Source organism: Variovorax endophyticus, from assembly GCF_025376855.1.
GTDB lineage: Bacteria > Pseudomonadota > Gammaproteobacteria > Burkholderiales > Burkholderiaceae_C > Variovorax.
In genome coordinates this window covers 1-21743 of record NZ_JAHUTH010000009.1, presented here as the reverse complement: position 1 = coordinate 21743, position 21743 = coordinate 1, and the positions used below count along the sequence as shown (strand labels likewise).

Here is a 21743-nt window from a genome sequence, read left to right as displayed (position 1 = left end):
CCAGTTCCGACCATGGCTTCGTCCTCCCCCTCCCCGCTGCGCGTCCTCACCGGCATCACGCCCTCCGGCACGCCCCATCTCGGCAACTACGTCGGCTCGATCCGCCATTCGGTGCGCCAGAGCGTCGCACCCGGCGTCGAGAGCTACTTCTTCCTGGCCGACTACCACGCCCTCATCAAGGTGCAGGAGCCCGCGAAGATCCAGCGCTCCACCCTGGAGATCGCCGCCAGCTGGCTGGCCTGCGGGCTCGATCCCGAACGCGTCACCTTCTACCGCCAGTCCGACATCCCCGAGATCCCCGAGCTCACCTGGTTCCTGACCTGCGTCACCGGCAAGGGCGTGCTCAACCGCGCCCATGCCTACAAGGCCCAGGTCGACAAGAACACGGCCAAGGGCGAGGACGTCGATGCCGACGTCACGGCGGGCCTGTTCATGTACCCGGTGCTGATGGGTGCGGACATCCTGATGTTCAACGCCCACAAGGTGCCCGTGGGCCGCGACCAGGTGCAGCACATCGAGATGGCGCGCGACATGGCGCAGCGCTTCAACCATCTCTACGGCGACCACTTCACGCTGCCGGACGCCGAGATCGACGAGGCCGTCGCCACCCTGCCCGGCCTCGACGGCCGCAAGATGAGCAAGAGCTACAACAACACGATCCCGTTGTTCACGCCGCGCGCCCAGTTGCAAAAGCAGATCGCCAGCATCGTGACCGACTCGCGTGCGCCCGGCGAGCCCAAGGAGACCGAGGGCTCGGCGCTGTTCCAGATCTACCAGGCCTTCGCGAGCGCCGAGGAAACCGAGGCGCTGCGCAAGTCCTACGCCGAGGGCATCGCCTGGGGCGACGCCAAGCAGGTGCTGTTCGAGCGCATCGACCGCGAGGTGGCGCCGCTGCGCGAGCGCTACGAGGCGCTGATGGCCGACCCGGCGCAGATCGAGCGCACGCTGCTGGCCGGTGCCGACAAGGCGCGCGCGCTGTCACGCCCGTTCATGACGCGGCTGCGCCATGCCGTCGGCCTGCGCAACCTGGCCGACGCGGGCGACGGCGCCAAGGCGCGCAAGGGCGGCAAGGGGGCCGGCAAGGCCGGCTTCAAGCAATACCGCGAACGCGACGGGATGTTCTATTTCAAGCTGCTCGACGCGAGCGGCGAAACCCTGCTGCAGAGCCGAGCATTCGCCTCGCCGCAGGAGGCCGGCCGTACCATCGCGGCGCTGCAGGAGCAGCGCGGCGCGGCCTTGGCGACTTATGCGGATCGGCTCGAGCCGATCGCCACGGATGAAGGATTGCGCGCCGCGAGCGAGGCGCTGGAGGCACTGTCGGAGGCCACCGCCACCACCAAGGGCGGCTGATCCGGCAACCGCCACCGGCCCATCCGCCGGTGGACGAGAAGAGAGAAGACGGTGCGATCACAAAGGAAGAAAACATGAGCATATATGTCATCGACGACCACCCCCTGATGCGCGACGCGATCGTGATGGTCCTGCGGCGCCTTCGTCCGGCCGAGAACATCGTCGAGCTCGAACGGCTCGACAAGCTCGCGAGTTCCGTCGCGCAGCGCGGAGCGCCCACGCTCTTCTGTCTCGACCTGAAGTTGCCCGACACCAACGGCGTTTCGGGCGTGATCGCCGTCAAGCAGGTCTATCCCAACGTGCCGATCGCCGTCTATTCGGCGGCGCCCTCGGCCGACATGGAAGACGCCTGCATCGAGGCCGGTGCCGACACCTACATCGAGAAGTCGGCCAGCTCGGCCGAGCTGGCGGCGGCCCTGCGCGGCCTGCTGATGGCCGGCTCGGAAGAAACCGACGAGCCGCCGCTGGCCAGCAACAGCAAGCTCTCGAAGCGCCAGACCCAGCTGATCGCGATGCTCGACAAGGGCATGAGCAACCGCGACATCGCCACCGACCTCGAGATCAGCGAGCACACGGTGAAGGTGCACCTGTGGCGCCTGTTCCGCCGCCTCGGCGTGAAGAGCCGCACGCAGGCGCTGCATTACGCGCGCACGAACGGGTTGCTGTCGGGCTGAGGCCCTTGCGGCAGTGCAGTGAATGAGCCGCGCCCCTGGGCGCGGCTTTTTCGTTTCAGGCGCGGGGCGGGGTCAGTACGGACCTCAAGGCAGCGCCTTGCGCTGATAGGCCACCTGCTGCGTCACCTCGAGCAGATAGCTCGCTTGCGTCGCCCCGGCTGCCTGTGGATAGACAGCCGCGTTGAGATCGAGCATCACGTCCTCCGAGAAATTCGCACTGAAGCGCTTCGAGTAGACGTCGAAGCTCGCGACCGGCGTGAGGAGATCGCTGGCATTCACGCGCAACCGGACCGTGATCTCCACGGCAGCCTCCCAGCCCTCGGGCGCGTTCTCGGGCAGCACCGCACCCACGATCCGATAGCGCGCCTTCGGACGCACCGGCGGAACCCGCGGATCGTCGGGCAGATAGACCATCCGATTGCCGTTGAGCGAGAAGTAGAGCGACGCGCCCGTGCTCTTGCCGAATGGCGTGCGTGCCAGCGCAACGATGTCCGGCGAAATTTCATAGCTCGTGCTGACCGGCGTCGCCGGCGCATCCGCTGGAAACACGCCCAGCCTGGGCGTTCCCAGGACCGTGGAAATGAAGACGGGCAAACGCTCGGGTTCGAGCCCGAACAGGCTGCCGAGCCCGCGCGACCGCACCTCGAAATCGGATGGAAGGGTCCCTACCCCGTTGCAATCTCTCGCGTTGACGCCGACCGGCCAGAAGTCGCGTACATGGTCTCCAGCGCGCCAGGCCTGGCAGTCCGAGTACGAGCCCGATCGGCCCGGATCGACCGCGGCGACGGTTTCGACCAGCGCGAACTTGAACAAAGGACCTGTAGCGGCGGGTAGCATGGGCGTGACGGTGATGTACGCCGGCTCGCTGTCCTTCACGCCATCGTTCACGACCAGCCGCAGCACATAGTCGCCTTGCTCGTCGAGCAGCAGCGACGGCTTCGCGCCATTCGCATCGGCCAGCACCGCCTGGCTGCCCGGCGGCTTGGACTGCAGCACCCAGGCATAGCTGAGCGAGCGCCCCTGCGCCGCCTTGCTGCCACTGCCGTCGAGCGTGGCGACCAGCCCCAGCGTGCCCGCCGAAGCCTTCGCGGCCGCGGCGACCGGCGGCGCGCTGTCGGTGGGCGTGGGGGTTTCGGGTTCCGAGGGCCCGGACGGACCGGAAGGCCCGCCCGTCGCGGGCGGAGCAACCGGCGGCAGGAACGCGAAGCCGGCGGAACCGCCGCCTCCTCCGCCACCGCATGCGCACAGCATCGCGACCATGGCCGCTCCCACGGCGTATCTGAACTTGTGGATCATCTCTGCGGGCCCTCCCGTGCCCTGTCTTGAAAGAACGGAAACGGCCTGCTGGATGCGGCTCTGCGGTTCCGTTTCGAGATGGCGGGGAAGATAACAGCAGCGGGCACCTCGGCCCTGCGCCAAATCCCTAGGTCGGCCTGATGCTGCGGAGGCTCCTAGCCCACCGCCGCGCTCACCCGCGCCTGCGCCACCGCCTCGTCCGCATCGTGCAGCGCCACGCGGAACACGCTGCCGCTGCCCAGGCGCGAGCGCACGCTGACCGGGTGGCCCAGCACGTGCGACAGGCGCGCGACGATCGCCAGGCCGAGGCCGAAGCCATCGGAGGTGCCGGCATGGTCGGCCACCTTGTAGAACTCGAGGAACACGTCGCGCAGGTGCTCGGGCGCGATGCCGATGCCGGTGTCCCAGACCTCGACGCGCATGCCCTCCCGCGTGCGGCGCGAGGCCAGCAGCACGCCGCCCTCGGGCGTGTACTTGATCGCATTGGCCAGCAGGTTGCCGATCATGCGGCGCACGCGGATCGGGTCGGTGAGGAAGCTGCCCTCGGTCACGTGGACGCGGAAATCGAGCCCCTTGCTCTCGGCCACGGGGCGGTACTGCAGCTCGAGGTCCTGCAGCAGCTCGGCGATGTCCACGCGCTCGATGTGCAGCCGCACCTGGCCCGAGTCGATGCGCGCGAGGTCGAACATGGAGTCGAACAGCGCATTGACCGCATGGGTGGCGCGCACGATCTTCGGTGCCAGCTCGAGCACCAGCTCGGGCTCGTTGCGCAGCCAGTCGGCGTACAGCGACAGCGCCAGCACCGGCTGGCGCATGTCGTGCGCGGCGCTCGCGAGGAAGCGGTTCTTCATCGCCACGGCCGCCACCGCCGCCTGCCGCTGCTGGGTCAGCGACTTGATCAGGATGTGGTTGTGGAACAGCAGCTCCAGGCTGTTGCGCGCGGTCTCGTGGATGTGGTGGCCGGCGCGCAGCAGCAGGTACCAGTGCAGCGTGGGCAGGATCGGCAGCAGGAAGCCGTACTGGAACTGCGGATGCTCGAGGTTGATGACCACCAGCCGCACCAGCACCGAGCCGAGCACGGTGGCGAACAGCGTGTTGACGAAGCGCTTGAGCAGCGGCGGGTGCAGCGCCAGCCCGTTGAGCGGCGAGGTCGCGACGCCCGCGATCACCAGCCAGCTGATGAACTGGTTGACCTGCGGCACGCGCTCGAAGAACAGCAGCACCGACAGGCCCCAGACGAAGGCGCTGGCGGTCCAGACGAAGGCATAGCGGTCGGCGTACTGCTGCTGCGCCAGCGCGCTGCGCCCGACGTAGCGCACCGCGTACACGCGCGCGGCCCAGGCCCGGCAGGCCATCGAGATCAGGCCGGCGGTGAGCCAGGTCAGCACCTCCCAGCGCGGCAGCGCCGACCAGTTGAGCGCCGCCATGCCGACCATCAAGGTGCCCGACACGAGGTAGGAGCCGCGCGCCGAGCGCATCAGGCTGCGGATCAGCTCGCCGCGCACCCAGGCCTCGGCCTCGTCGGCGGAGGCCGGCACGGGCGTGAGGCTGGTGATCGAGGCGGCGGTCGCCATCAGGCAGCGCCTTTTCTTCGGTAGCGGGCCAAAACCATGGATGAGGGTGCGGGTGGAGTCGGCGGCCGGAACGGCGTTCCGGCCAGTCCGGCGATCTTACCGGGCTGTAGTCCGGTGTTTCACGCCGTAACAAGCTCCGCGTCCGCCGCCACGATCCGATGTGGCTAGAAGGCTCTTTCCTGCACCGTCGCGTGCGGATGCAGCGGATGCGTCAGCGTGTCCGCGATCAGCCGCAGCGCGTCGTCGCACTCCTCGCGCGACATCGGCCCGCCGAGGCAGATGCGCACCGCGTCGGGCGGATCGCCGTCGGTCGAGAAGGCCGCGCTCGCGACCACGCCCACGTTGCGCGTGCGCAGGAAGGAGGCGAACTCGACCGGGCTCCAGCCCGGCGTGAGCGGCAGCCAGGCATGGAAGCCCTCGGGATGGGCCTGCAGCCCGTGGCCGCCGAGGTGGCGCGCGGCCAGCAGCTGGCGCGCGGCCGATTCGGCGCGCACCGCCTGCAGCATGGCGTCGGCCGTGCCGTCCTCGACCCACATCGTGGTCAGCGCATTGGTGACCGGCGAGGCCATCACCGTGGTGGCGCGCAGGGCACCCGCGAGCCGCTGCGACTGGCGCGCGGTCGGCGCGCAGACATAGGCGCTGCGCAGCCCCGCGCCGAAGCACTTGGAGAAGCCGGTGACGTAGTAGGTCAGCGCGGGCGCCAGCGTGGCGAGCGTAGGCGGCATCTGGCGCGGCAGCATGCCGTAGGCATCGTCCTCGATGATCGGCACGGCGTAGCGCAGCGCCACGTCGGCCAGCGCCTCGCGCCGCGCGCGGCTCACGGTGCCGGTGGTGGGGTTGAGCAGGGTCGGGTTGCAGTACAGCGCCTTGGGCTTCAGGGTCTTGCAGGCGTGCTCGAAGGCATCGGCGATCGGGCCGTCGTCGTCGAGCTGCAGCGCATGCAGCTGCACGCCGAGCTGGGCCGCGATGGCCTTGATGCCCGGATAGGTCAGCGATTCCACGCACACCAGCTCGCCGGGCCGCGCGAGCTGCGAGATCAGCGCGGTCAGCACGCCGTGGATGCCGGGGCACACGAGGATGCGGTCGACGCCGGCCTCGGGCACGTGCGGGCGCAGCCACTGCATCGCGGCCTCGCGGTCGTGCACCGTGCCGCCGAAGTCCTGGTAGCGCAGCAGGTCGTAGAGGTCGGCCTGCGCGAAGGCCTGCGCGGCGCCCTCGTGCATGCGCGCCACCAGGTGCTCGTCGCGCGGCTCGGGCGGCATGTTCATCGTCATCTCGGCGCCGCTGCCGCCGCGCAGCCGCAGGCTCGGGCTGCCGGTGCGGATGAAGGTGCCGGTGCCCGCGCGCGAGTCGATCAGCCCGCGCTTGCGCGCCTCGGCGTAGCCGCGCGCCACGGTCGTGTAGTTGAGCTGCAGGTCCGCCGCCAGCTCGCGCAGCGTGGGCAGCCGGTCGCGCGCGCCGAGCCGGCCGGTGCGGATGTCGTCGGCGATCAGGTCGGCCAGCAGCAGGTAGGCCGGCTTGGCGCTGGCGCGCAGCTGCTTGCGCCAGTGCAGCGTGACGGGGGCGATCGGGGCGGTGTCGGTGGCGGCCACTTGATTGCATCCATTGATTGCATCGGGGGACCGATCAACCCGCAGGAAACGTGCCCGTCCCCTGGGGGTTCCCAGGGCCGGCGATGCCTCGAACGGGTGCGATCAGCCCCATTGATCGGGTGCATTGATCGCACGCCGAACGCTTCGCCACGGTGCGGCCCGGCCCGCCGCGAAGGCCGCGCGACGCGTCCGCGACACCCGCGCGGAAATTTTTTCGCGCCCGCATGCGGCACCGCTGCGCCTTGATCGCAACTTGATTGCATCGCGGGCCCCGCGCCCTGGCACATGGCATGCGAAGAAGAAGGCGCGCAGACGCTGCTGCGTTCCTCTCCTTCATCCCTTTCACCGGAGTACCCCATGCCCACCGTGACCCGTCCCCGCAACGAAAAAGGCGAGTTCCTCGTCGACTACGAAGAGAAGGTGTTCGAAGACGTGAAGGCCGAGCCCGGCGAGAAGGCGCTCGTGACCTTCCACACCGTGGCCTTCGAAGGCTCGATCGGCTTCGTCAACCTGCTGCAGGCCACCCGCCTCAAGCGCAAGGGCTTCGAGACCTCGATCCTGCTCTACGGCCCCGGCGTCACGCTGGGCGTGCAGCGCGGCTTCCCGACCCTGGGCGACGAGGCCTTCCCGGGCCACCAGAACTTCAACAAGCAGATCGCCACCTTCATCGCCGAGGGCGGCAAGGTCTACGCCTGCCGCTTCGCGCTGCAGGCGCTCTACGGCCATGGCGAAGGCGCGCTGATCGAGGGCATCAAGCCGATCAACCCGCTCGACGTGCTCGACCTGATCCTGCTGCACCGCAAGCAGAACGCCTTCATCCTCGACACCTGGACGCTGTAAGCGATGGCCACCGCACCCCGCATCGTCCGTGCCGCGGCGATCCAGATCGCGCCGGACTTCGACCGTCCCGACGGCACGCTCGATCGGGTGTGCAGCGCGATCGACGAAGCCGCTTCGAAGGGCGCGCAGCTCGCGGTCTTCCCCGAGACCTTCGTGCCCTACTACCCCTACTTCAGCTTCGTGCTGCCGCCGGTGCTGCAGGGCGCGCCGCACCTGCTGCTGGCCGAGCGCGCGGTGGTGGTGCCCGGCCCGGTCACGCAGGCCGTGGCCGAGCGGGCGCGCGCCCGCGGCGTGGTGGTGGTGCTCGGCGTGAACGAGCGCGACCACGGCAGCCTCTACAACACGCAACTGGTGTTCGACGCCGACGGCACGCTCGCACTCAAGCGCCGCAAGATCACGCCGACCTACCACGAGCGCATGGTCTGGGGCCAGGGCGACGGCGCCGGGCTCAAGGTGGTCGACACCGCCATCGGCCGCGTCGGCGCGCTGGCCTGCTGGGAGCACTACAACCCGCTGGCGCGCTACAGCCTGATGGCGCAGCACGAGGAGATCCACTGCGCGCAGTTCCCGGGCTCGCTGGTGGGCCCGATCTTCGCCGAGCAGATGGAGGTGACGATCCGCCACCACGCGCTCGAGTCGGGCTGCTTCGTGGTCAACGCCACCGGCTGGCTCAGCGACGAGCAGATCCGCAGCGTCACGCCCGACCCCAACCTGCAGAAGGCGCTGCGCGGCGGCTGCCACACGGCCATCGTCTCGCCCGAGGGCCGGCATCTCGCGCCGCCGCTCACCGAGGGCGAGGGCATGGTGATCGCCGACCTCGACATGGCGCTGATCGCCAAGCGCAAGCGAATGATGGATTCGGTGGGCCACTACGCGCGCCCCGAGCTGCTCTCGCTCGCCATCGACGACCGGCCCGCGGCCACCACCGTGCCGATGCACACCCTTTCTTCCCACCCACGGAGCCCCGACCATGACGACGACCGCCGCCCTCGCATCGAACCCCGCACCGAATCCCGCGCCGGTGGACAGCCGCCAGCTGATGACGGAGCTCCAGTCCTTCGGGTTGCGGCTGGTTGATCCCGGCGCGGGTGCCGCCAGCCGCCGCGGCGGCGCCGGCCCCTCGGACCACAAGGCCGTGCTGGTCGACGGCCACACGATCATGGTGCCGGTGCACACCGCGAGCGCCTGGCATTCGCCGTTCACGGCCGAGGCGCCCGACGCGCAGGGTGTGAGCCGCGTGATGCGCGGCAGCATCCCGATCGCGAACATCGCCTTTCCGCGCCAGCCGCGCTTCTATGCGATGCAGACCTTCGATGGCGTGCCCTATTCGCACATCGCCACCTTGCACGGCAGCGACGTGCTCGCCACCACCGTGCTGCAGACCTGCATCCGCTACGAGAGCCGGCGCAAGAGCTGCAAGTTCTGCGCGATCGGCCAGTCGCTCGCGGCCGGCCGCACCATCGCGCACAAGACGCCGCAGCAGCTCGCCGAGGTGGCGCGCGCGGCCGTGCTGCTCGACGGCGTGAAGCACATGGTGCTGACCACCGGCACGCCCAACGCCACCGACCGCGGCGCGGCGGTGCTCTGCGAGAGCGCCTTCGCGATCAAGGCCGCAGTCGACATCCCGATCCAGGGCCAGTGCGAGCCGCCCAACGACGACCGCTGGTTCCAGCGCATGAAGGCCGCGGGCATCGACACGCTGGGCATGCACCTGGAGGTGGTCACGCCCGAAGTGCGCGAACGCATCATGCCGGGCAAGGCCAGCGTGCCGGTGTCGCGCTACATGAGCGCCTTCGAGGCCGCGGTGGCGGTGTTCGGCCGCGGCCAGGTCAGCACCTACATCCTCGCGGGCCTCGGCGATTCGCGCGAGGCCATCCTCTCGGTCTGCGACGAGCTGCTCGCGCGCGGCGTCTACCCCTTCGTCGTGCCCTTCGTGCCGATCAGCGGCACGCCGCTCGAGGACCATCCCGCGCCCACGCCCGAGTTCATGAAGTCGCTGCTCGAGCCGCTGGGCCGGCGCGTCGCGGCCGCCGGCCTGCGCTCGGCCGACATCAAGGCCGGCTGCGGCAAGTGCGGCGCGTGTTCTTCTCTGTCCGTCTACGAGGCCTGAGATGAAGACCGCCGAAGCCTGGAGCGAGCTGCCGCTGGCCTACGCGCCGGTCGAATACCTCGTGCGCGAGGCTTCCCAGCAATGGGAGCGCGACGAGGCGATGGCGCTGCGCCGCGCCGTGTTCTGCATCGAGCAGGGCATCTTCGCGCGCGACGACCGCGACGCGGTCGACGACCATGCACTGCTGCTGGTCGCGATGTCGTGCAACGCCGGCATGCCCGAGCAGGTGGTGGGCACGGTGCGCATCCATCGCGGCGCGGCCGCGGGCGAATGGTGGGGCTCGCGGCTCGCGGTGCACCCGGCCTTCCGCAGCCAGGGCCACCTGGGCGCGACGCTGATCCGGCTCGCGGTGTCGCGCGCCCATGCGCTGGGCTGCACGCTGTTCCTCGCGCAGGTGCAGCTGCAGAACGAGCCGCTGTTCCGCAAGCTCGGCTGGACCACGCTCGGCGAATGCGAGGTGCAGGGCCGAGCGCATGCGCGCATGCGCGCCGACCTCGGCTTCTATCCGCCCTGCCACGATCCGGTCAGCGGCTTCGTCACGCGCGCAAGGGTGCCGCGATGAGCCGCGCCGCCGAGATCGCCGAAGCGCTGCGCGCCACGCGCGGCTTCGCCCACAAGCGCGACATCAGCGAGGTGGTGGCGGCGCTGGGCCGCTCGCTGCCCGGCGGCCACGCGGCGCTCGCGCAAGCCGTACCCGTGGGCGACGACTGCGCCGCCATTCCCGACGGCCGCGGCGGCTACCTGCTGTTCGCGATCGAGGGGCTGGTCGAGGACTTCATCGTGCGCATGCCCTGGTTCGCGGGCTACTGCGGCGTGATGGTCAACGTGAGCGACATCTACGCGATGGGCGGGCGCCCGACCGCGGTGGTCGACGCGCTGTGGAGCAGCGGCATGAACCCGGCCGACCAGGTGCTCGGCGGCATGGCCGAGGCCGCGGCGCGCTATGGCGTGCCGATCGTCGGCGGCCACAGCAACAACCGCAGCGAGCGGCCGCAGCTCGCGGTCGCGATCCTCGGCCATGCGCGCCGGCTGATCACGAGCTTCGATGCGCGGCCCGGCGATCTGCTGGTGATGGCGGCCGACCTGCGCGGCGCCTACGAGGAGCCCTTCCCCTACTGGAACGCCTCGACGCGCGCGCCGGCCGCGCGGCTGCGCGCCGACCTCGAGCTGCTGCCCGCGCTGGCCGAGGCCGGCCTGTGCCGCGCCGGCAAGGACATCAGCATGGCCGGCGCGGTCGGCACCGCGATGATGCTGCTCGAATGCTCGGGCGTGGGCGCCTCGATCGAGCTCGATGCGCTACCGAAGCCCGAGGGCGTGCCGCTGTTGCGCTGGCTGTCGTCGTTCCCGAGCTACGGCTTCGTGCTCAGCGTGGCACCGGCGCAGCTCGCGCGCGTGCTCGCACGCTTCGCGGCACGCGACATCGCCTGCGGCGTGATCGGCACCGTGGACGAGAGCCGCACCGTGCGCCTGCGCGCCGATGGCGAGGAGGCCCTGCTGTGGGACTTCAGCCGCGATGCCTTCATCCAGCCGCCGGCGCCGTCCGGCCTGCGCGAGGAGGCCCGCCATGGCTGAAGACCACTTCGAGCGCCCGCTGCGCATCGGGCTGCTGACGCATTCGGTCAACCCGCGCGGCGGCGTGGTCCACACGCTGGAACTCGCGCGTGCGCTGCACGAGGCCGGCCATGCCGTCACCGTGTTCGCGCCGGCCGCGCCAGGCCAGCGCTTCTTCCGCGAACCGTCCTGCCGCGCCGAGCTCGTGCCGGTGCACGGCACGCCGGCCGACACGGTGGCGATGGTGCGCACGCGCATCGCGGCCTTCGTCGACCACCTGGGCGCGCTGCTCGAGCACGAGCGCTTCGACGTGCTCCACACCCACGATTCGATCGGCGGCAATGCGCTGGCACGGCTGCAGGACATGGGCCGCATCGAGGGCTTCGTGCGCACGGTCCATCACCTCGACGACTTCGCCGATGCGCAGCTCGCGCACTGGCAGCAGCAGGCCTTCGTCAGCGCGCGGCAGGTGTTCTGCGTGAGCCGGCTGTGGCGCGAGCATCTCGCTCGGCACCATGGGATCGCGGCGCAGGAGGTGGCGAACGGCATCGACACCGCGCGCTTCTCGCCGCGCATGCAGGCCGGCGACGCGGCGCTCGCGCGGCGACTCGGCATCCGTACCGGCGCGACGGTGCTGGCCGTCGGCGGCGTCGAGGAGCGCAAGAACACGCTGCGCCTGCTCGAGGCCTTCGCGCTGCTGCGGCAGCGCCCGGGCCAGGCCGATGCGCAACTGGTGATCGCGGGCGGCGCGAGCCTGCTCGACCACAGCGCCGCCATGCAGGCCTTCGCCGGCGCGCTCGCGCGCCTCGGGCTGGCCGAAGGTCCGGACCGTGCCGTGCGGCTCACCGGGCCGCTGGCCGACGAGGACATGCCCGCGCTCTATCGCCTGGCCGACGTGGTCGCGATGCCCTCGCTGCGCGAAGGCTTCGGGCTGGTGGTGCTCGAAGGCCTGGCGAGCGGCCGGCCCGTGGTGGCCTCGCGCATCGCGCCCTTCACCGACTACCTCGCGCCCGAGGACGTGAGCTGGGCCGACCCGCTCGATGCCGGCTCGATCGCGCAGGCCCTGGCCGATGCGCTCGCGCGCCGCGACGACGCGCGCATCGCGCGATCGGCGGCCCGGCTCGCGCGGCACTTCAGCTGGGCCGAGAGCGCGCAGCGGCACGTCGCCCTCTACCGCGAAGGCCTGCGCCGCCCCCACGCCATCGAGACGAGGACCGCCCCATGCCCGTGATGCATTTCCAGGTGCGCTGGCCCGATGCCAGCGAATCGCGCTGCTACTCGCCCTCGCTGGTGGTGCGCGACTTCCTCGCGCCCGGCGAACGCTATGCGCTCGACGATTTCCTGCGGCGCACGCGCGAGGCGCTCGGCATCGCCTCCGAACGCGTGCGCGCGAAGTATGGCTTCGCCTGTTCGCAGGCGATGGACCAGCTCGCCGAGATCGAGCGCATCGCCGCGCGCTTCGAGCCCGCCGCCGAAGTCACCGTGCTGGCCTTCGACTGACCTCCCCCTTGCGCCCCCATCGAGAAAGAGAGACCCCATGTCCCACCCCACCCATCCCGAGCATCCCTACGGCGGCCGCAGCCACTACAGCGTGGCGATCGTCGGCGGCGGCCAGGCCGGCCTGTCGCTGAGCCACTGCCTGCAGCAGCGCGGCATCGACCACCTCGTGATCGAGAAGCGCAGCCTGGTCCACAGCTGGCGCACGCAGCGCTGGGATTCGTTCTGCCTGGTCACGCCCAACTGGCAATGCCAGCTGCCGGGCTGGCCCTACCAGGGCGACGATCCGCACGGCTTCATGGTCAAGGATCAGATCAACGACTGGCTCGCGGGCTTCGTGGCGCAGGTGAAGCCGCCCGCGCTCGAGGGCGTGACGGTGCAGCGCGTGGTGCACGTGCCGCAAAGCGGCGAGCGCGGCCGCTACGAGGTGCAGACCGACGCCGGCCTCTACACCGCCGACCAGGTGGTGGTGGCCTCGGGCGGCTACCACAAGCCGATCGTGCCGCGGCTGGCCGAGAAGCTGCCGGCCTCGGTGGCGCAGTACCACTCGGCGCAGTACCGCAACCCCGCGCAACTGCCCGAGGGCGCGGTGCTGGTGGTGGGCTGCGGCCAGTCGGGCGCGCAGATCGCCGAGGACCTGCACCTGGCCGGCCGCAAGGTCTACCTGGCCACGGGCGACGCACCGCGCTGCGCGCGCTTCTACCGCGGCCGCGAGGTGGTCGACTGGCTGGCCGACATGCAGTACTACGACATGCCGGTCACCGCCCATCCGCTGCGCGAGGGCGTGCGCGACAACACCAACCACTACGTGACCGGCCGCGACGGCGGGCGCGACATCGACCTGCGGCGCTTCGCGCGCGAGGGCATGGAACTGTTCGGCCTGCTGACCGACCTGGACCAGGGCGTGCTGCAGTTCCAGCCCAACCTGCGCGAGCACCTCGACCATGCCGACCGCATCTACAACGGCATCAACGCCTCGATCGACAAGTTCATCGCCGCCAACGGCATCGAGGCGCCGCCGCCCTCGGTCTACGCGCCCGTGTGGGAGCCGGCCGAGGAACGCACCCGGCTCGATCTCGCGGCCGCGGGCATCACCAGCGTGCTGTGGTGCATCGGCTTCTCGCCCGACTTCGCCTGGGTCGACGCACCGGTGTTCAACGGCCGCGGCCACCCGGTGCACCAGCGCGGCGTCACGCGCGAGCCGGGGCTGTACTTCCTCGGGCTGCCGTGGCTGCATACCTGGGGCTCGGGACGTTTCTCGGGCGTGGCGCGCGACGCGGAGTTCCTTGCCGAGGCGATCGCCGCGCGGCGCGCCGAACTGCGCGCGGAACCCGAGGTCGCGCCGCCCCGGCTGCAGGCGGCCTGAGCGCACGGGCTTCAGCCCATCGCGTAGCGCACGATCAGGAACGCGCCCGAGCACAGCACCGCGAGCGCGACCACGCGCAGGAACTGCTCGCGCGACAGCCGCAGCGTGATGCGCCGGCCCAGCGCGGTGCCCAGCAGCATCGCGGGCAGCAGCAGCACGGCCAGCGCGAGGATTGAGACCTCGGCATACACGCCCGCTGCCAGGAACAGCAGCGCGCGCGTGAGCGTGCTGAGGCCGATCAGCGTGGACTGGGTGACGCGCACGCGTTCCTTTTCGTCGATGCGGCCCGCGAGATAGATCGCATAGATGAAGCCGCCGCTGCCGAACATGGCCGAGAAGATGCCGCCGACGAAGCCGAAGGGCACGGCCGCGCGCGCCGAGAGCCGCGCGACCGGCCGCCAGCCGCTGAGCGCATACAGCGCATAGGCGACCGCGAAGATGCCCAGCGCCAGCAGCATCGCCTGCGGCCGTCCCAGCAGCAGCAGCGCGGCGCCCAAGAGGCTGCCGAACGCCATCAGCGGCACCAGCCGGCGCAGCTCGGCGCGGTCGGCCGCGCCGGCATCGCGGCTCACGTTGACCACGGCCGCGACGAAGTCGAGCAGCGCCAGCAGCGGCACGACCGTGGCCACCGGCACGAACTGCGCAAGCACCGGCCCGGCGACCAGCGCGGTGCCGAAGCCGGCGATGCCGAAGATCACGTAGGCCGCGACGATGCCGGCGCAGATGGCCAGCAGTTGCAGCGGCGTGAAGGGCAGCAGGTGCTGCAGGGACGACGACAAGGTCATGGGACGCGAATCTAGGCGCTGGCGCCGCGCCGCGACAATGCCGAATGCGGCGTGCGGCGATCTCGAAATCAGATCGCTGGCGCGAACGCGGCCTGCAGCGACTCGCGCAGCGCGAGCGCATGCCGCGGCCCGCCCTCGCGCCACAGCACCAGCACGCCGCTGCGGCAGCCCTCGCCGTCGAGCGGCAGCGCGCGCACGCCCGCGGGCGCCAGCGCGGCCATCGAGGCCGGCACGATCGCGAGGCCGAAGCCGGCCTGCACCAGCGCGAGCTGCGACCACTTGCGCGAGCGCACCTGCGCGCCCACGGGCTCGAAGCCCTCGGCGCGGCACAGCTCGGCCACCGCATGGCTGAGTCCGCCGCGCTCGCGGTGCGGCAACGCGACGAAGGGCTCGGCACGCAGCTCGGCGAGCCGCAGCCTCGCGCGCCCGGCCAGCGCGTGCGCGGCGGGCAGCAGCACCACCAGCGGCTCGTCGAACAGCGGCGCATGGCCCACGCCCGGATGGCGGCGCAGCACCGGCGCGCGCGCGAGGCCGATGTCGGCGCGGCCCTCGGCGATGTCGAGCGCCTGGTGCTCGGACGAGGCCTGCGCGACCTCGATCGCCACGCCCGGACAGCGCAGCGCATGCGAGCGCAGCGCGCCGAGCAGCACCGGCGACAGCGGCACCGAGCTCGAATGCAGCAGCTGCACCGTGCCCTCGATGCCGCGCTGCGCCTGGCGCGCGCCCAGCGCGGCGGCATCGAGCGCGCGCAGGATCTGGCGCGCGTCGGCATACAGCGAACGGCCGGCCGGCGTCATCTCGAGCTGGCGCGTGCCGCGCTCGAGCAGCGGCACCTGCAGCTGGGTTTCCATCTCCTTGACCTGCCGGCTCAGCGCCGACTGCGCGATGTAGAGACGTTCCGCCGCGAGGCTGAAGCTGCCGGCATCGACGATGTCGACGAAGTAGCGCAACTGCTTGTGGGTGAGCATGAAGTCCTCCGCTGGCGTCGCCGTGCCTCAGGCCACCACGCCCGCGAGCGAATCGGCCACGTCGATCGCGCGCGGCAGCGCGGCGCGCACCGCCTCGATGAAATGCCGCAGCTTGGCCGACTGGAAGCGCGTCTGCGGATAAACGAGGTACACCGGCAGCGGCGGCGCCTGCCATTGCGGCACCAGCCGCAGCAGCCGGCCGCGCGCGATGTCGTCGTTGAGCAGCCAGGCCGAGCCCATGCAGGCGCCGAGCCCCAGCACGGCCGCGTTGCGCAGCGCGTAGAGGCCGTCGGTGCTCAGGCGCGGGCGGATCGGCACCCGGCATTCCTCGCCGGTCGTCACGTGCGAGAGCCGCAGCTCGGTGCGGTAGAAGGTGCGCAGCGCCAGCCAGGGCAGCGCCGCGAGCTCGGAGGCATGCGCGATCGGCGACCGGCCTTCCATCAGCGCCGGCGCGGCGGCCACGATGCGCGGGATCTCCGACAGCTTGAGCGCCACCACCGAGGGGTCGTCGATCTCGCCGACCTGGATCGCGCAGTCGATGTTCTCGGTGATGAAGTCGGGACGCCGGTCGTGCAGCAGCCATTCGACGTCCACGCGCGGGTTCTCGCGCAGGTAGCGGTACAGCGGATGCATCAGCAGGTCTTGCCCGAGCGCATGCGGCGCGATCACGCGCAGCGTGCCCTCGGCCGCGCGGCCGGCGCCGCGCAGCTCGTCCTCGAACGCGGCCCAGTCGGCCAGCAGTTCCTTCGCGCGCGCGAAGCAGCGTTCGCCGTCCTCGGTGAGCTTCATGCCGTGGGTGGAGCGCCGCAGCAGGCGCAGCCCGAGCGAGCGCTCAAGCGCCTGCAGGCGCCGGCTCACGGTGGGCTGGCTCATGCCGAGCTGGGCCGCGGCGGCCGACAGGCTGCCGGCCTCGACGATGCGGACGAAGGTCTGCATGAGCTCGACACGGTCGGCCGGGACGGCGGCCGGGAGAACGGCGGGCGTTTCGGGAGCGGAATTCGATGCCATCGCGGGATTCTGCGCCTTGTATGCGTCAAACGTATAGGCGTTGTTCGCTGCCGAGGGCTACCGTTCGAGCGCTCCGCCCTGCAAACTCCGCGCACTTTCCGCCGAATCCAAGGGTAAATACCATGTCTTCCATTCAAGCAGCGCATGCGGGCACCAAGCCGCTGGCGCCGGCCGCCCCGGCCCTGCCCGCCTCGCTGGTGCTGCTGCTCGCCAGCGGCGCCGGCTTCGCGGTGGCCGCCCTCTATTACAGCCAGCCGATGCTGGGCGTGCTCGCGGCCGACATCGGCGCGCCGACGCGCACGGTCGGCTTCGTGCCCACGCTGACCCAGCTCGGCTATGCGCTGGGCATCCTGTTCCTGGCGCCGCTGGGCGACCGCTACGACCGGCGCCGCATCATCCTCGCCAAGGCGGCCGTGCTGTGCGTGGCGCTGCTGCTCGCGGGCGCCTCGCCCTCGATCGGCATGCTGCTGGCCGCGAGCCTGGCGATCGGGCTGGCCGCCACCATGGCGCAGGACATCGTGCCCGCCGCCGCCACCCTGGCGCCCGAGGCCAGCCGCGGCAAGACCGTGGGCACGGTGATGACCGGGCTGCTGTTCGGCATCCTGCTGTCTCGCGTGGTCAGCGGCTTCGTGGCCGAGCACTTCGGCTGGCGCACGATGTTCGTGGCCGCCGCCGCCAGCATCGCGCTGATCGGCGCCGCCGCCTGGCGCGGGCTGCCGCGCTTCAAGGCCACCACGCACCTGGCCTACGGCGCGCTGCTGCGCTCGCTGGCCACGCTGTGGCAACGCCATGGCGCGCTGCGCCGCGCGGCCTGGGCGCAGGGGCTGATCTCGATCGGCTTCAGCGCCTTCTGGTCCACGCTGGCCGTGATGCTGCACGGCCAGCCCTTCCACCTCGGCAGCACCGCGGCCGGCGCCTTCGGCCTGGCCGGCGCGGCCGGCGCGCTGGCCGCGCCGCTCGCGGGCCGGCTGGCCGACCGCCGCGGCCCGGAACTGGTGACGCGGCTGGGCGCCGCGCTGGTGGTGGTCTCGTTCGCGGTGATGGCGCTCGCGCCGCTGATGGCGCCCGGCGCGCAGCTCGCGGTGATCGTGGTGGCGGTGATCGGCTTCGACCTCGGCGTGCAGGCCACGCTGATCGCGCACCAGACCATCGTCTACGGCATCGAGCCCGGCGCGCGCAGCCGGCTCAACGCGGTGCTGTTCACGGCGATGTTCATCGGCATGGCGATCGGCTCCGCGGTGGGTGCGCTGGCGCTCGCGCAATGGGGCTGGGCCGCGGTGACGGCGCTGGCGATCGCCTCCTCGGCCGCGGCGCTGGCCGTGCGGCTGTGGCCGATGTCGGGCCGCGCCTGACAGCCGGCCGCGGCGCTCAGGCCGGCGCCGCCGCCACCGGCATCGAGAAACCCTTGCGCAGCAGCGCCGCCGCGAGCCGGGCGCAGACCACGCGGTCCGGCGCGCCGAGCACCACGGCCAGCAGGCGCCGGCCCTCGTGCGCCGCGGTGGCGATCTGGTGCGCGCCCGTCGCGGGCGAGAAGGCCGCGGCCAGGCCGTCGACGCCGCGCACCGTGCCCAGCAGCAGGTTGACGTTGGGCAGCGCCTGCTCCCAGGGGTCGAGCCGGGTCTTGCCGGCGATGGCGGCGAGCGCCGGATGGTCGCGCATCAGCCGCGCCGCCAGCCGCAGCACGTCGACCGCGTTGCTGCGCGCGCTCTCGTCCTGGCCCGCGGGACAGGCGAAGCGGGTGTCGCGCAGGCCCCAGGCCACGGCCTGGCGGTTCATGGCCTCGACGAAGGCCTCGGTGGTGCCGCTGTGCCAGGCGGCGAGCGCGAAGGCCGCGCTGTCGGACGAGGCGATCAGCACGGCCTCGAGCAGGCGCTGCACCGACAGCCGCACCATGGCCTCGGCGCCGACCGCGATCGGCGTGCGCTCGGCGCGCCGGTCACGCTGCTCGGCGACCAGCTTGCGCTCCACCAGCATCGCGGTCGCGAGCTTGGCGAGGCCGGCCGGCGGATAGCTGCCGGCGGCGGGCTCGTGGCCCAGCAGCCGGTCGGCCGCGAGGTCGTAGAGCGCCCAGCTCGCGGCCGGCGGCAGGGCCGGCGCGGCCTGGTCGCGCGCTGCCTCGGCGGGCGCGGACGACAGCACCCGCGCGGCTTTCCAGTCGAGCCCCGCGGCCTGCTCGAGGTCCGGCGGCAGCTGGTCCGCTGCGACGATGCGGTACGGCGGGGCGGGGGGAAAGGGCTTCAATCGGCGGAGTCCGGCGTGGGGTCGGCGGCGTGGTGCGTGCCGCCGGCATTGTCCGTTGCCGACGCGCGCCGCGTCAGACGGCGAGGGCCTGCTCCACGTCCTGCGTCTTGCGGCGCGCGAGCGCGAGGTTCGACTTCGACTTGTCGAGCACCAGGTAGACGAACAGGCCTTCGTGCTTCTGCAGCGGGCGGATGATGTGGTACTGGCGGCCGAGCGTGATCAGGATGTCCTCGATCGTGTCGTTCAGGCCGAGCGCGCGCATGGTCTTGTTCTTGGCGCGCACCACCTCGGTATTGCCCGCGGCCGCCACTTCGAGGTCCACGCCCGAGCCGACCTGGCCCAGGATCATGCCGCTGCCGGAGTCGACCAGCGCCGCGCACAGGGCGCCGTCGATCGTCATCAGTTCGTCCATGGATTGCTTGATATTTGCCATCGCTGTCTTTCGTAGTCCATCGCCCTGAGGATCGGCCGCCACCCGGGCGAGTGATGAGCGGCGGCCGGTTGGTAACAGTGAAGGGAGGACCCGTGCCTCAGGCGCGCTGCAGCGCCAGCGTCGCCTGCTTGGCGAAGTACAGGACCTGGCCGATGACCGCGTCCTTGCCCGCGACCACGCTCACGATCAGGTCGGCCTCGTCGTGGCGCGCCTGCAGCATCAGGATGTGGCCCAGCGCGGACTCGATCGCGACGTTCTCGCACCGGCCCAGGCCGCTCTCCTCGCCGGCCACCGCGCCGAGCGCGGCCAGTGAACTCGCGATGGCCGACAGGCGCGCGACCTGCGCGGTGTTCTCCACGCGCGCGGCCAGCTCGAGGCCGTCCTCGGTCGAGATCACGACGGCTTTCACGCCCTTGATCTCGCGCATGAGCGTGTCGACGGCGGACTCGGCGGCGTCCTTGAGGCGGGGTGGAATGTTCATGTCGGAAGAGAAAGGAAAGAAAGGGGCGGCGCTCAGGCCTCGAGCTGGATCAGCAGCAGCTCGAGCAGCTGCACCACCTGCTGCGGATCGGTCACGTTGGCCGGCAGCACCGGGCACAGCACGCCCTTGTCCTGCATGCGCTGGGCATAGGCGTCGAGGCCGGGTTCGGGATGGGTCTCGGTGCGGCCCACCGCGACCACGCAGGCGGTCTGCGCGATGAGTTCGGCGAAGCCGTCGAGGTAGACCTCGAGGTCGGCCAGCGGATCGGGGCGGCTGTTGTCGACCAGGATCACGAGGCCGAGCGCGCCGCGCGCGAGGATGCGCCACATGAAGTCGAAGCGCATCTGGCCGGGCGTGCCGTACAGGCGCAGCTTCTCGCCGTTGTCGAGCGTGAGCTCGCCGTAATCCAGGCCGACGGTGGTGGTGGCCTTGGCGACCGAGGTGTCGCTGTTGCGCACCTCGGTGCGCACCGGCGCAATCTCGCTCACGGCCGCGATGGCGGTGGTCTTGCCGGCGCCCATGGTGCCGGTGAAAAGGATCTTGTGCTCCACGCTCAGTCGGAATCGGTGGGGGTCATGAGGGCGAATCGCGGCGCATCAGGCGCGCGATCCCGAGGACAGCAGCCCGAGGCGGCTGCGGATGCGCGCGAGCAGGCCGGGCTGCACCTCGCGCGCCGGGGGCGTCGCCTCGGCGGCGGGGTGGACCTGCGAATCGGGCCAGATCGACTCGGGCGCGCGCGCGGCGCCGCCGCCGCTGGCCGCCACGAAGCCGGCGCGCTCGAGCGCGGCGATGAAATCGGCGCATTCCTGCGCGCTGGCGTTCGAGCGCTGCTGCAGCGCCGCCAGCGTGGCCGGGCGGCTCGCGAGCAGGGTCGCGAGCTTCATGCGCACGGCCGAGTCGAGCAGCGCGACCGAGGGCCAGCGCAGCAGGCGGTATTCCTCGCCGCGCGCGCCGCGTTCGGCCGATGCCGCCAGGCCCAGGTCGCGTGCATGGACCACCATCGCGCCAAGCCGGTTGAGCATGGCCTCGAGCGCATCGGCATGCAGCGGCAGCCGCAGGAAGGGGCCGCGCGGCGGCGGCGTGTCGCCGACGGTCAGCAACGGCACCGGCGGCAGCGGCGAATCGGCCGCCTCGGCCGACAGCGCCGCGGCCCGGTCGCCCACCACGCGCAGGTCGGCACCCTCGACCTGCCAGGCCCAGTGCTGGTGGGTGCGGTGGTCGAGCAGCCGCACCAGCGACTTGAAAAGCAGTTCGTCGCGGGCCGGCAGCCCTTCGATGCTGAAGCTCAGCAGCGGCCGGCGGTCGCGGGTCGAGGCGCTGGAACCGGTCATGGGCGGTCCGCAGGTGGCTGGGCGGCACTCGCCCAAGATCGCACCAAATTGGGGCGTTTTTGCAGTCCGAATGGCAATTCAAGCGCTTCCATCGATGAAACATCCCCGGGAAGCCTCGCGGCCCGCCTTTGATTGAATGCCTAAGTGTTAACCAGTGTTACTCGCCAAAAATATAACACTCGTTGCAATTAAACACACTAGATTACAAAACCCGACTAAGTCCTACGGGAATCGGTGGAAACGGAAACGAGGCGACCCACCGCGGGCGGCGGATGCTCAGGACCGCAGGCTGGTCCAGAGAAAGGCCAGGGTCGCCAGCGCCATGACCGCGGTCGCGGCCCAGCCCAGCACCCGCCAGTGCAGCGGCAGCACCAGTTCGCCCATGAGGCGGCGGCTGCCGGCGGCCCACATGACGCCGACCATGATCGGCACCGACATCAGCGAATTGAGCACCGCCGCCCACACGAGCGCTTTCATCGGATCGACGCCGCACAGGCTGATGCCGATGCCGCAGACCATGGCGGCCGCGAGGATGCCGTAGAAGGCCGGCGCGGCGCCCACCGGCTGCTCGAGTCCGCGGCGCACGCGCAGGAACTCGGCGCAGGCATAGGCGGCCGAACCGCCGAGCACCGGCAGCGCCAGCAGG

At 71.3% G+C, this 21743-nt stretch carries 23 protein-coding genes; 11 read left to right on the top strand and 12 right to left on the bottom strand.

Translation table 11 applies throughout. The features are described 5' to 3' along the window. Nucleotides 1–12: 12 nt before the first annotated feature. On the top strand, nt 13–1350 hold the full coding sequence (locus tag KV106_RS13540; RefSeq protein WP_261210711.1) for a tryptophan--tRNA ligase: 1338 nt from the start codon (nt 13–15) through the stop codon (nt 1348–1350). Between the two features lie 74 nt (nt 1351–1424). Beyond that, nucleotides 1425–2024, top strand: coding sequence for a response regulator transcription factor (locus tag KV106_RS13535; RefSeq protein ID WP_057594424.1), 600 nt, complete (start codon nt 1425–1427; stop codon nt 2022–2024). 84 nt (nt 2025–2108) lie between these two features. On the opposite strand, the gene KV106_RS13530 is transcribed toward KV106_RS13535, so the two are convergent. The 3 genes from KV106_RS13530 to KV106_RS13520 all read right to left on the bottom strand — a co-directional run bounded on the left by KV106_RS13530 (nt 2109) and on the right by KV106_RS13520 (nt 6486). Further along, nucleotides 2109–3320, bottom strand: coding sequence for a PKD domain-containing protein (locus KV106_RS13530; RefSeq protein ID WP_261210710.1), 1212 nt, complete (start codon nt 3318–3320; stop codon nt 2109–2111). A 155-nt stretch (nt 3321–3475) separates the two neighbouring features. After that, the gene (shkS, locus tag KV106_RS13525) at nt 3476–4894 is read right to left on the bottom strand and encodes a surface-behavior sensor histidine kinase ShkS (RefSeq protein WP_057594426.1); all 1419 of its coding nucleotides are present in this window, start codon (nt 4892–4894) and stop codon (nt 3476–3478) included. 164 nt (nt 4895–5058) lie between these two features. Further along, nucleotides 5059–6486 carry an aminotransferase-like domain-containing protein gene (locus tag KV106_RS13520; RefSeq protein ID WP_409976518.1) on the bottom strand — a complete coding sequence of 476 codons (1428 nt, stop codon included), beginning with the start codon at nt 6484–6486 and terminating at the stop codon, nt 5059–5061. 357 nt (nt 6487–6843) lie between these two features. Here KV106_RS13520 and KV106_RS13515 point away from each other — a divergent pair, with 357 nt between their 5' ends. Genes KV106_RS13515 through KV106_RS13480 form a run of 8 tightly spaced genes read left to right on the top strand, consistent with a single transcriptional unit; the run spans nt 6844 to nt 13850 of the window. Continuing rightward, nucleotides 6844–7326 (top strand): MSMEG_0572/Sll0783 family nitrogen starvation response protein, encoded by a 483-nt coding sequence (locus tag KV106_RS13515; protein WP_057594427.1) that lies wholly within the window; start codon nt 6844–6846, stop codon nt 7324–7326. Between the two features lie 3 nt (nt 7327–7329). Further along, a complete protein-coding gene (locus KV106_RS13510) occupies nt 7330–8403 on the top strand; it encodes a Nit6803 family nitrilase (protein WP_261210709.1) in 1074 nt (357 codons plus the stop codon). Further along, nucleotides 8366–9436: an MSMEG_0568 family radical SAM protein gene (locus KV106_RS13505; RefSeq protein WP_261210854.1), complete on the top strand. Its 1071-nt coding sequence runs from the start codon at nt 8366–8368 to the stop codon at nt 9434–9436. Before KV106_RS13510 ends, KV106_RS13505 begins: the two co-directional genes overlap by 38 nt. A gap of 1 nt (nt 9437) precedes the next feature. Then, complete coding sequence (locus tag KV106_RS13500; protein ID WP_261210708.1) at nt 9438–9998, top strand: MSMEG_0567/Sll0786 family nitrogen starvation N-acetyltransferase; 561 nt, start codon at nt 9438–9440, stop codon at nt 9996–9998. Further along, a complete protein-coding gene (locus tag KV106_RS13495) occupies nt 9995–11008 on the top strand; it encodes a sll0787 family AIR synthase-like protein (RefSeq protein WP_261210707.1) in 1014 nt (337 codons plus the stop codon). Before KV106_RS13500 ends, KV106_RS13495 begins: the two co-directional genes overlap by 4 nt. Then, complete coding sequence (locus KV106_RS13490; protein WP_261210706.1) at nt 11001–12218, top strand: MSMEG_0565 family glycosyltransferase; 1218 nt, start codon at nt 11001–11003, stop codon at nt 12216–12218. Before KV106_RS13495 ends, KV106_RS13490 begins: the two co-directional genes overlap by 8 nt. Beyond that, on the top strand, nt 12209–12487 hold the full coding sequence (locus tag KV106_RS13485) for an MSMEG_0570 family nitrogen starvation response protein (protein ID WP_057594432.1): 279 nt from the start codon (nt 12209–12211) through the stop codon (nt 12485–12487). Before KV106_RS13490 ends, KV106_RS13485 begins: the two co-directional genes overlap by 10 nt. Nucleotides 12488–12524: 37 nt before the next feature. Then, entirely contained in the window at nt 12525–13850 is a 1326-nt protein-coding gene (locus KV106_RS13480; protein ID WP_057598965.1) for an MSMEG_0569 family flavin-dependent oxidoreductase, read from the top strand. Between the two features lie 11 nt (nt 13851–13861). Here the strand turns inward: KV106_RS13480 and KV106_RS13475 are convergent, their stop codons facing one another. The 3 genes from KV106_RS13475 to KV106_RS13465 all read right to left on the bottom strand — a co-directional run bounded on the left by KV106_RS13475 (nt 13862) and on the right by KV106_RS13465 (nt 16539). Continuing rightward, on the bottom strand, nt 13862–14635 hold the full coding sequence (locus tag KV106_RS13475; protein WP_261210705.1) for a sulfite exporter TauE/SafE family protein: 774 nt from the start codon (nt 14633–14635) through the stop codon (nt 13862–13864). Between the two features lie 68 nt (nt 14636–14703). Next, nucleotides 14704–15603 carry a LysR family transcriptional regulator gene (locus KV106_RS13470; RefSeq protein WP_057597782.1) on the bottom strand — a complete coding sequence of 300 codons (900 nt, stop codon included), beginning with the start codon at nt 15601–15603 and terminating at the stop codon, nt 14704–14706. A 27-nt stretch (nt 15604–15630) separates the two neighbouring features. Then, nucleotides 15631–16539, bottom strand: a complete 909-nt coding sequence (locus KV106_RS13465; protein ID WP_409976517.1) for a LysR family transcriptional regulator — start codon at nt 16537–16539, stop codon at nt 15631–15633. Nucleotides 16540–16733: 194 nt separating this feature from the next. Between KV106_RS13465 and KV106_RS13460 the strand changes: the two genes are divergently transcribed. After that, on the top strand, nt 16734–17963 hold the full coding sequence (locus KV106_RS13460) for an MFS transporter (RefSeq protein ID WP_261210703.1): 1230 nt from the start codon (nt 16734–16736) through the stop codon (nt 17961–17963). Between the two features lie 16 nt (nt 17964–17979). Here KV106_RS13460 and KV106_RS13455 read toward each other — a convergent pair whose 3' ends face one another. From KV106_RS13455 to KV106_RS13430, 6 genes are all read right to left on the bottom strand, one after another. Then, nucleotides 17980–18852: a D-alanyl-D-alanine carboxypeptidase family protein gene (locus tag KV106_RS13455; RefSeq protein WP_261210702.1), complete on the bottom strand. Its 873-nt coding sequence runs from the start codon at nt 18850–18852 to the stop codon at nt 17980–17982. Between the two features lie 73 nt (nt 18853–18925). Next, a complete protein-coding gene (locus KV106_RS13450; RefSeq protein ID WP_057595890.1) occupies nt 18926–19285 on the bottom strand; it encodes a hypothetical protein in 360 nt (119 codons plus the stop codon). Nucleotides 19286–19382: 97 nt separating this feature from the next. Then, nucleotides 19383–19766: a roadblock/LC7 domain-containing protein gene (locus KV106_RS13445; protein WP_057595891.1), complete on the bottom strand. Its 384-nt coding sequence runs from the start codon at nt 19764–19766 to the stop codon at nt 19383–19385. Between the two features lie 32 nt (nt 19767–19798). Continuing rightward, on the bottom strand, nt 19799–20317 hold the full coding sequence (locus KV106_RS13440; protein ID WP_082321702.1) for a GTP-binding protein: 519 nt from the start codon (nt 20315–20317) through the stop codon (nt 19799–19801). A 45-nt stretch (nt 20318–20362) separates the two neighbouring features. Continuing rightward, complete coding sequence (locus tag KV106_RS13435) at nt 20363–21097, bottom strand: hypothetical protein (protein ID WP_057595892.1); 735 nt, start codon at nt 21095–21097, stop codon at nt 20363–20365. Between the two features lie 276 nt (nt 21098–21373). Then, nucleotides 21374–21743, bottom strand: a 370-nt coding sequence (locus tag KV106_RS13430) for a divalent metal cation transporter (RefSeq protein WP_261210701.1), incomplete at its 5' end; no start/stop codon positions are given.

Coding starts and splice junctions, on each gene's coding strand:
- KV106_RS13540 (WP_261210711.1), top strand. CDS start 13: ATGGCTTCGTCCTCCCCCTCCCCGCTGCGCGTCCTCACCGGCATCACG.
- KV106_RS13535 (WP_057594424.1), top strand. CDS start 1,425: ATGAGCATATATGTCATCGACGACCACCCCCTGATGCGCGACGCGATC.
- KV106_RS13530 (WP_261210710.1), bottom strand. CDS start 3,320: ATGATCCACAAGTTCAGATACGCCGTGGGAGCGGCCATGGTCGCGATG.
- shkS (WP_057594426.1), bottom strand. CDS start 4,894: ATGGCGACCGCCGCCTCGATCACCAGCCTCACGCCCGTGCCGGCCTCC.
- KV106_RS13515 (WP_057594427.1), top strand. CDS start 6,844: ATGCCCACCGTGACCCGTCCCCGCAACGAAAAAGGCGAGTTCCTCGTC.
- KV106_RS13510 (WP_261210709.1), top strand. CDS start 7,330: ATGGCCACCGCACCCCGCATCGTCCGTGCCGCGGCGATCCAGATCGCG.
- KV106_RS13505 (WP_261210854.1), top strand. CDS start 8,366: ATGACGGAGCTCCAGTCCTTCGGGTTGCGGCTGGTTGATCCCGGCGCG.
- KV106_RS13500 (WP_261210708.1), top strand. CDS start 9,438: ATGAAGACCGCCGAAGCCTGGAGCGAGCTGCCGCTGGCCTACGCGCCG.
- KV106_RS13495 (WP_261210707.1), top strand. CDS start 9,995: ATGAGCCGCGCCGCCGAGATCGCCGAAGCGCTGCGCGCCACGCGCGGC.
- KV106_RS13490 (WP_261210706.1), top strand. CDS start 11,001: ATGGCTGAAGACCACTTCGAGCGCCCGCTGCGCATCGGGCTGCTGACG.
- KV106_RS13485 (WP_057594432.1), top strand. CDS start 12,209: ATGCCCGTGATGCATTTCCAGGTGCGCTGGCCCGATGCCAGCGAATCG.
- KV106_RS13480 (WP_057598965.1), top strand. CDS start 12,525: ATGTCCCACCCCACCCATCCCGAGCATCCCTACGGCGGCCGCAGCCAC.
- KV106_RS13475 (WP_261210705.1), bottom strand. CDS start 14,635: ATGACCTTGTCGTCGTCCCTGCAGCACCTGCTGCCCTTCACGCCGCTG.
- KV106_RS13470 (WP_057597782.1), bottom strand. CDS start 15,603: ATGCTCACCCACAAGCAGTTGCGCTACTTCGTCGACATCGTCGATGCC.
- KV106_RS13465 (WP_409976517.1), bottom strand. CDS start 16,539: ATGCAGACCTTCGTCCGCATCGTCGAGGCCGGCAGCCTGTCGGCCGCC.
- KV106_RS13460 (WP_261210703.1), top strand. CDS start 16,734: ATGTCTTCCATTCAAGCAGCGCATGCGGGCACCAAGCCGCTGGCGCCG.
- KV106_RS13450 (WP_057595890.1), bottom strand. CDS start 19,285: ATGGCAAATATCAAGCAATCCATGGACGAACTGATGACGATCGACGGC.
- KV106_RS13445 (WP_057595891.1), bottom strand. CDS start 19,766: ATGAACATTCCACCCCGCCTCAAGGACGCCGCCGAGTCCGCCGTCGAC.
- KV106_RS13435 (WP_057595892.1), bottom strand. CDS start 21,097: ATGACCGGTTCCAGCGCCTCGACCCGCGACCGCCGGCCGCTGCTGAGC.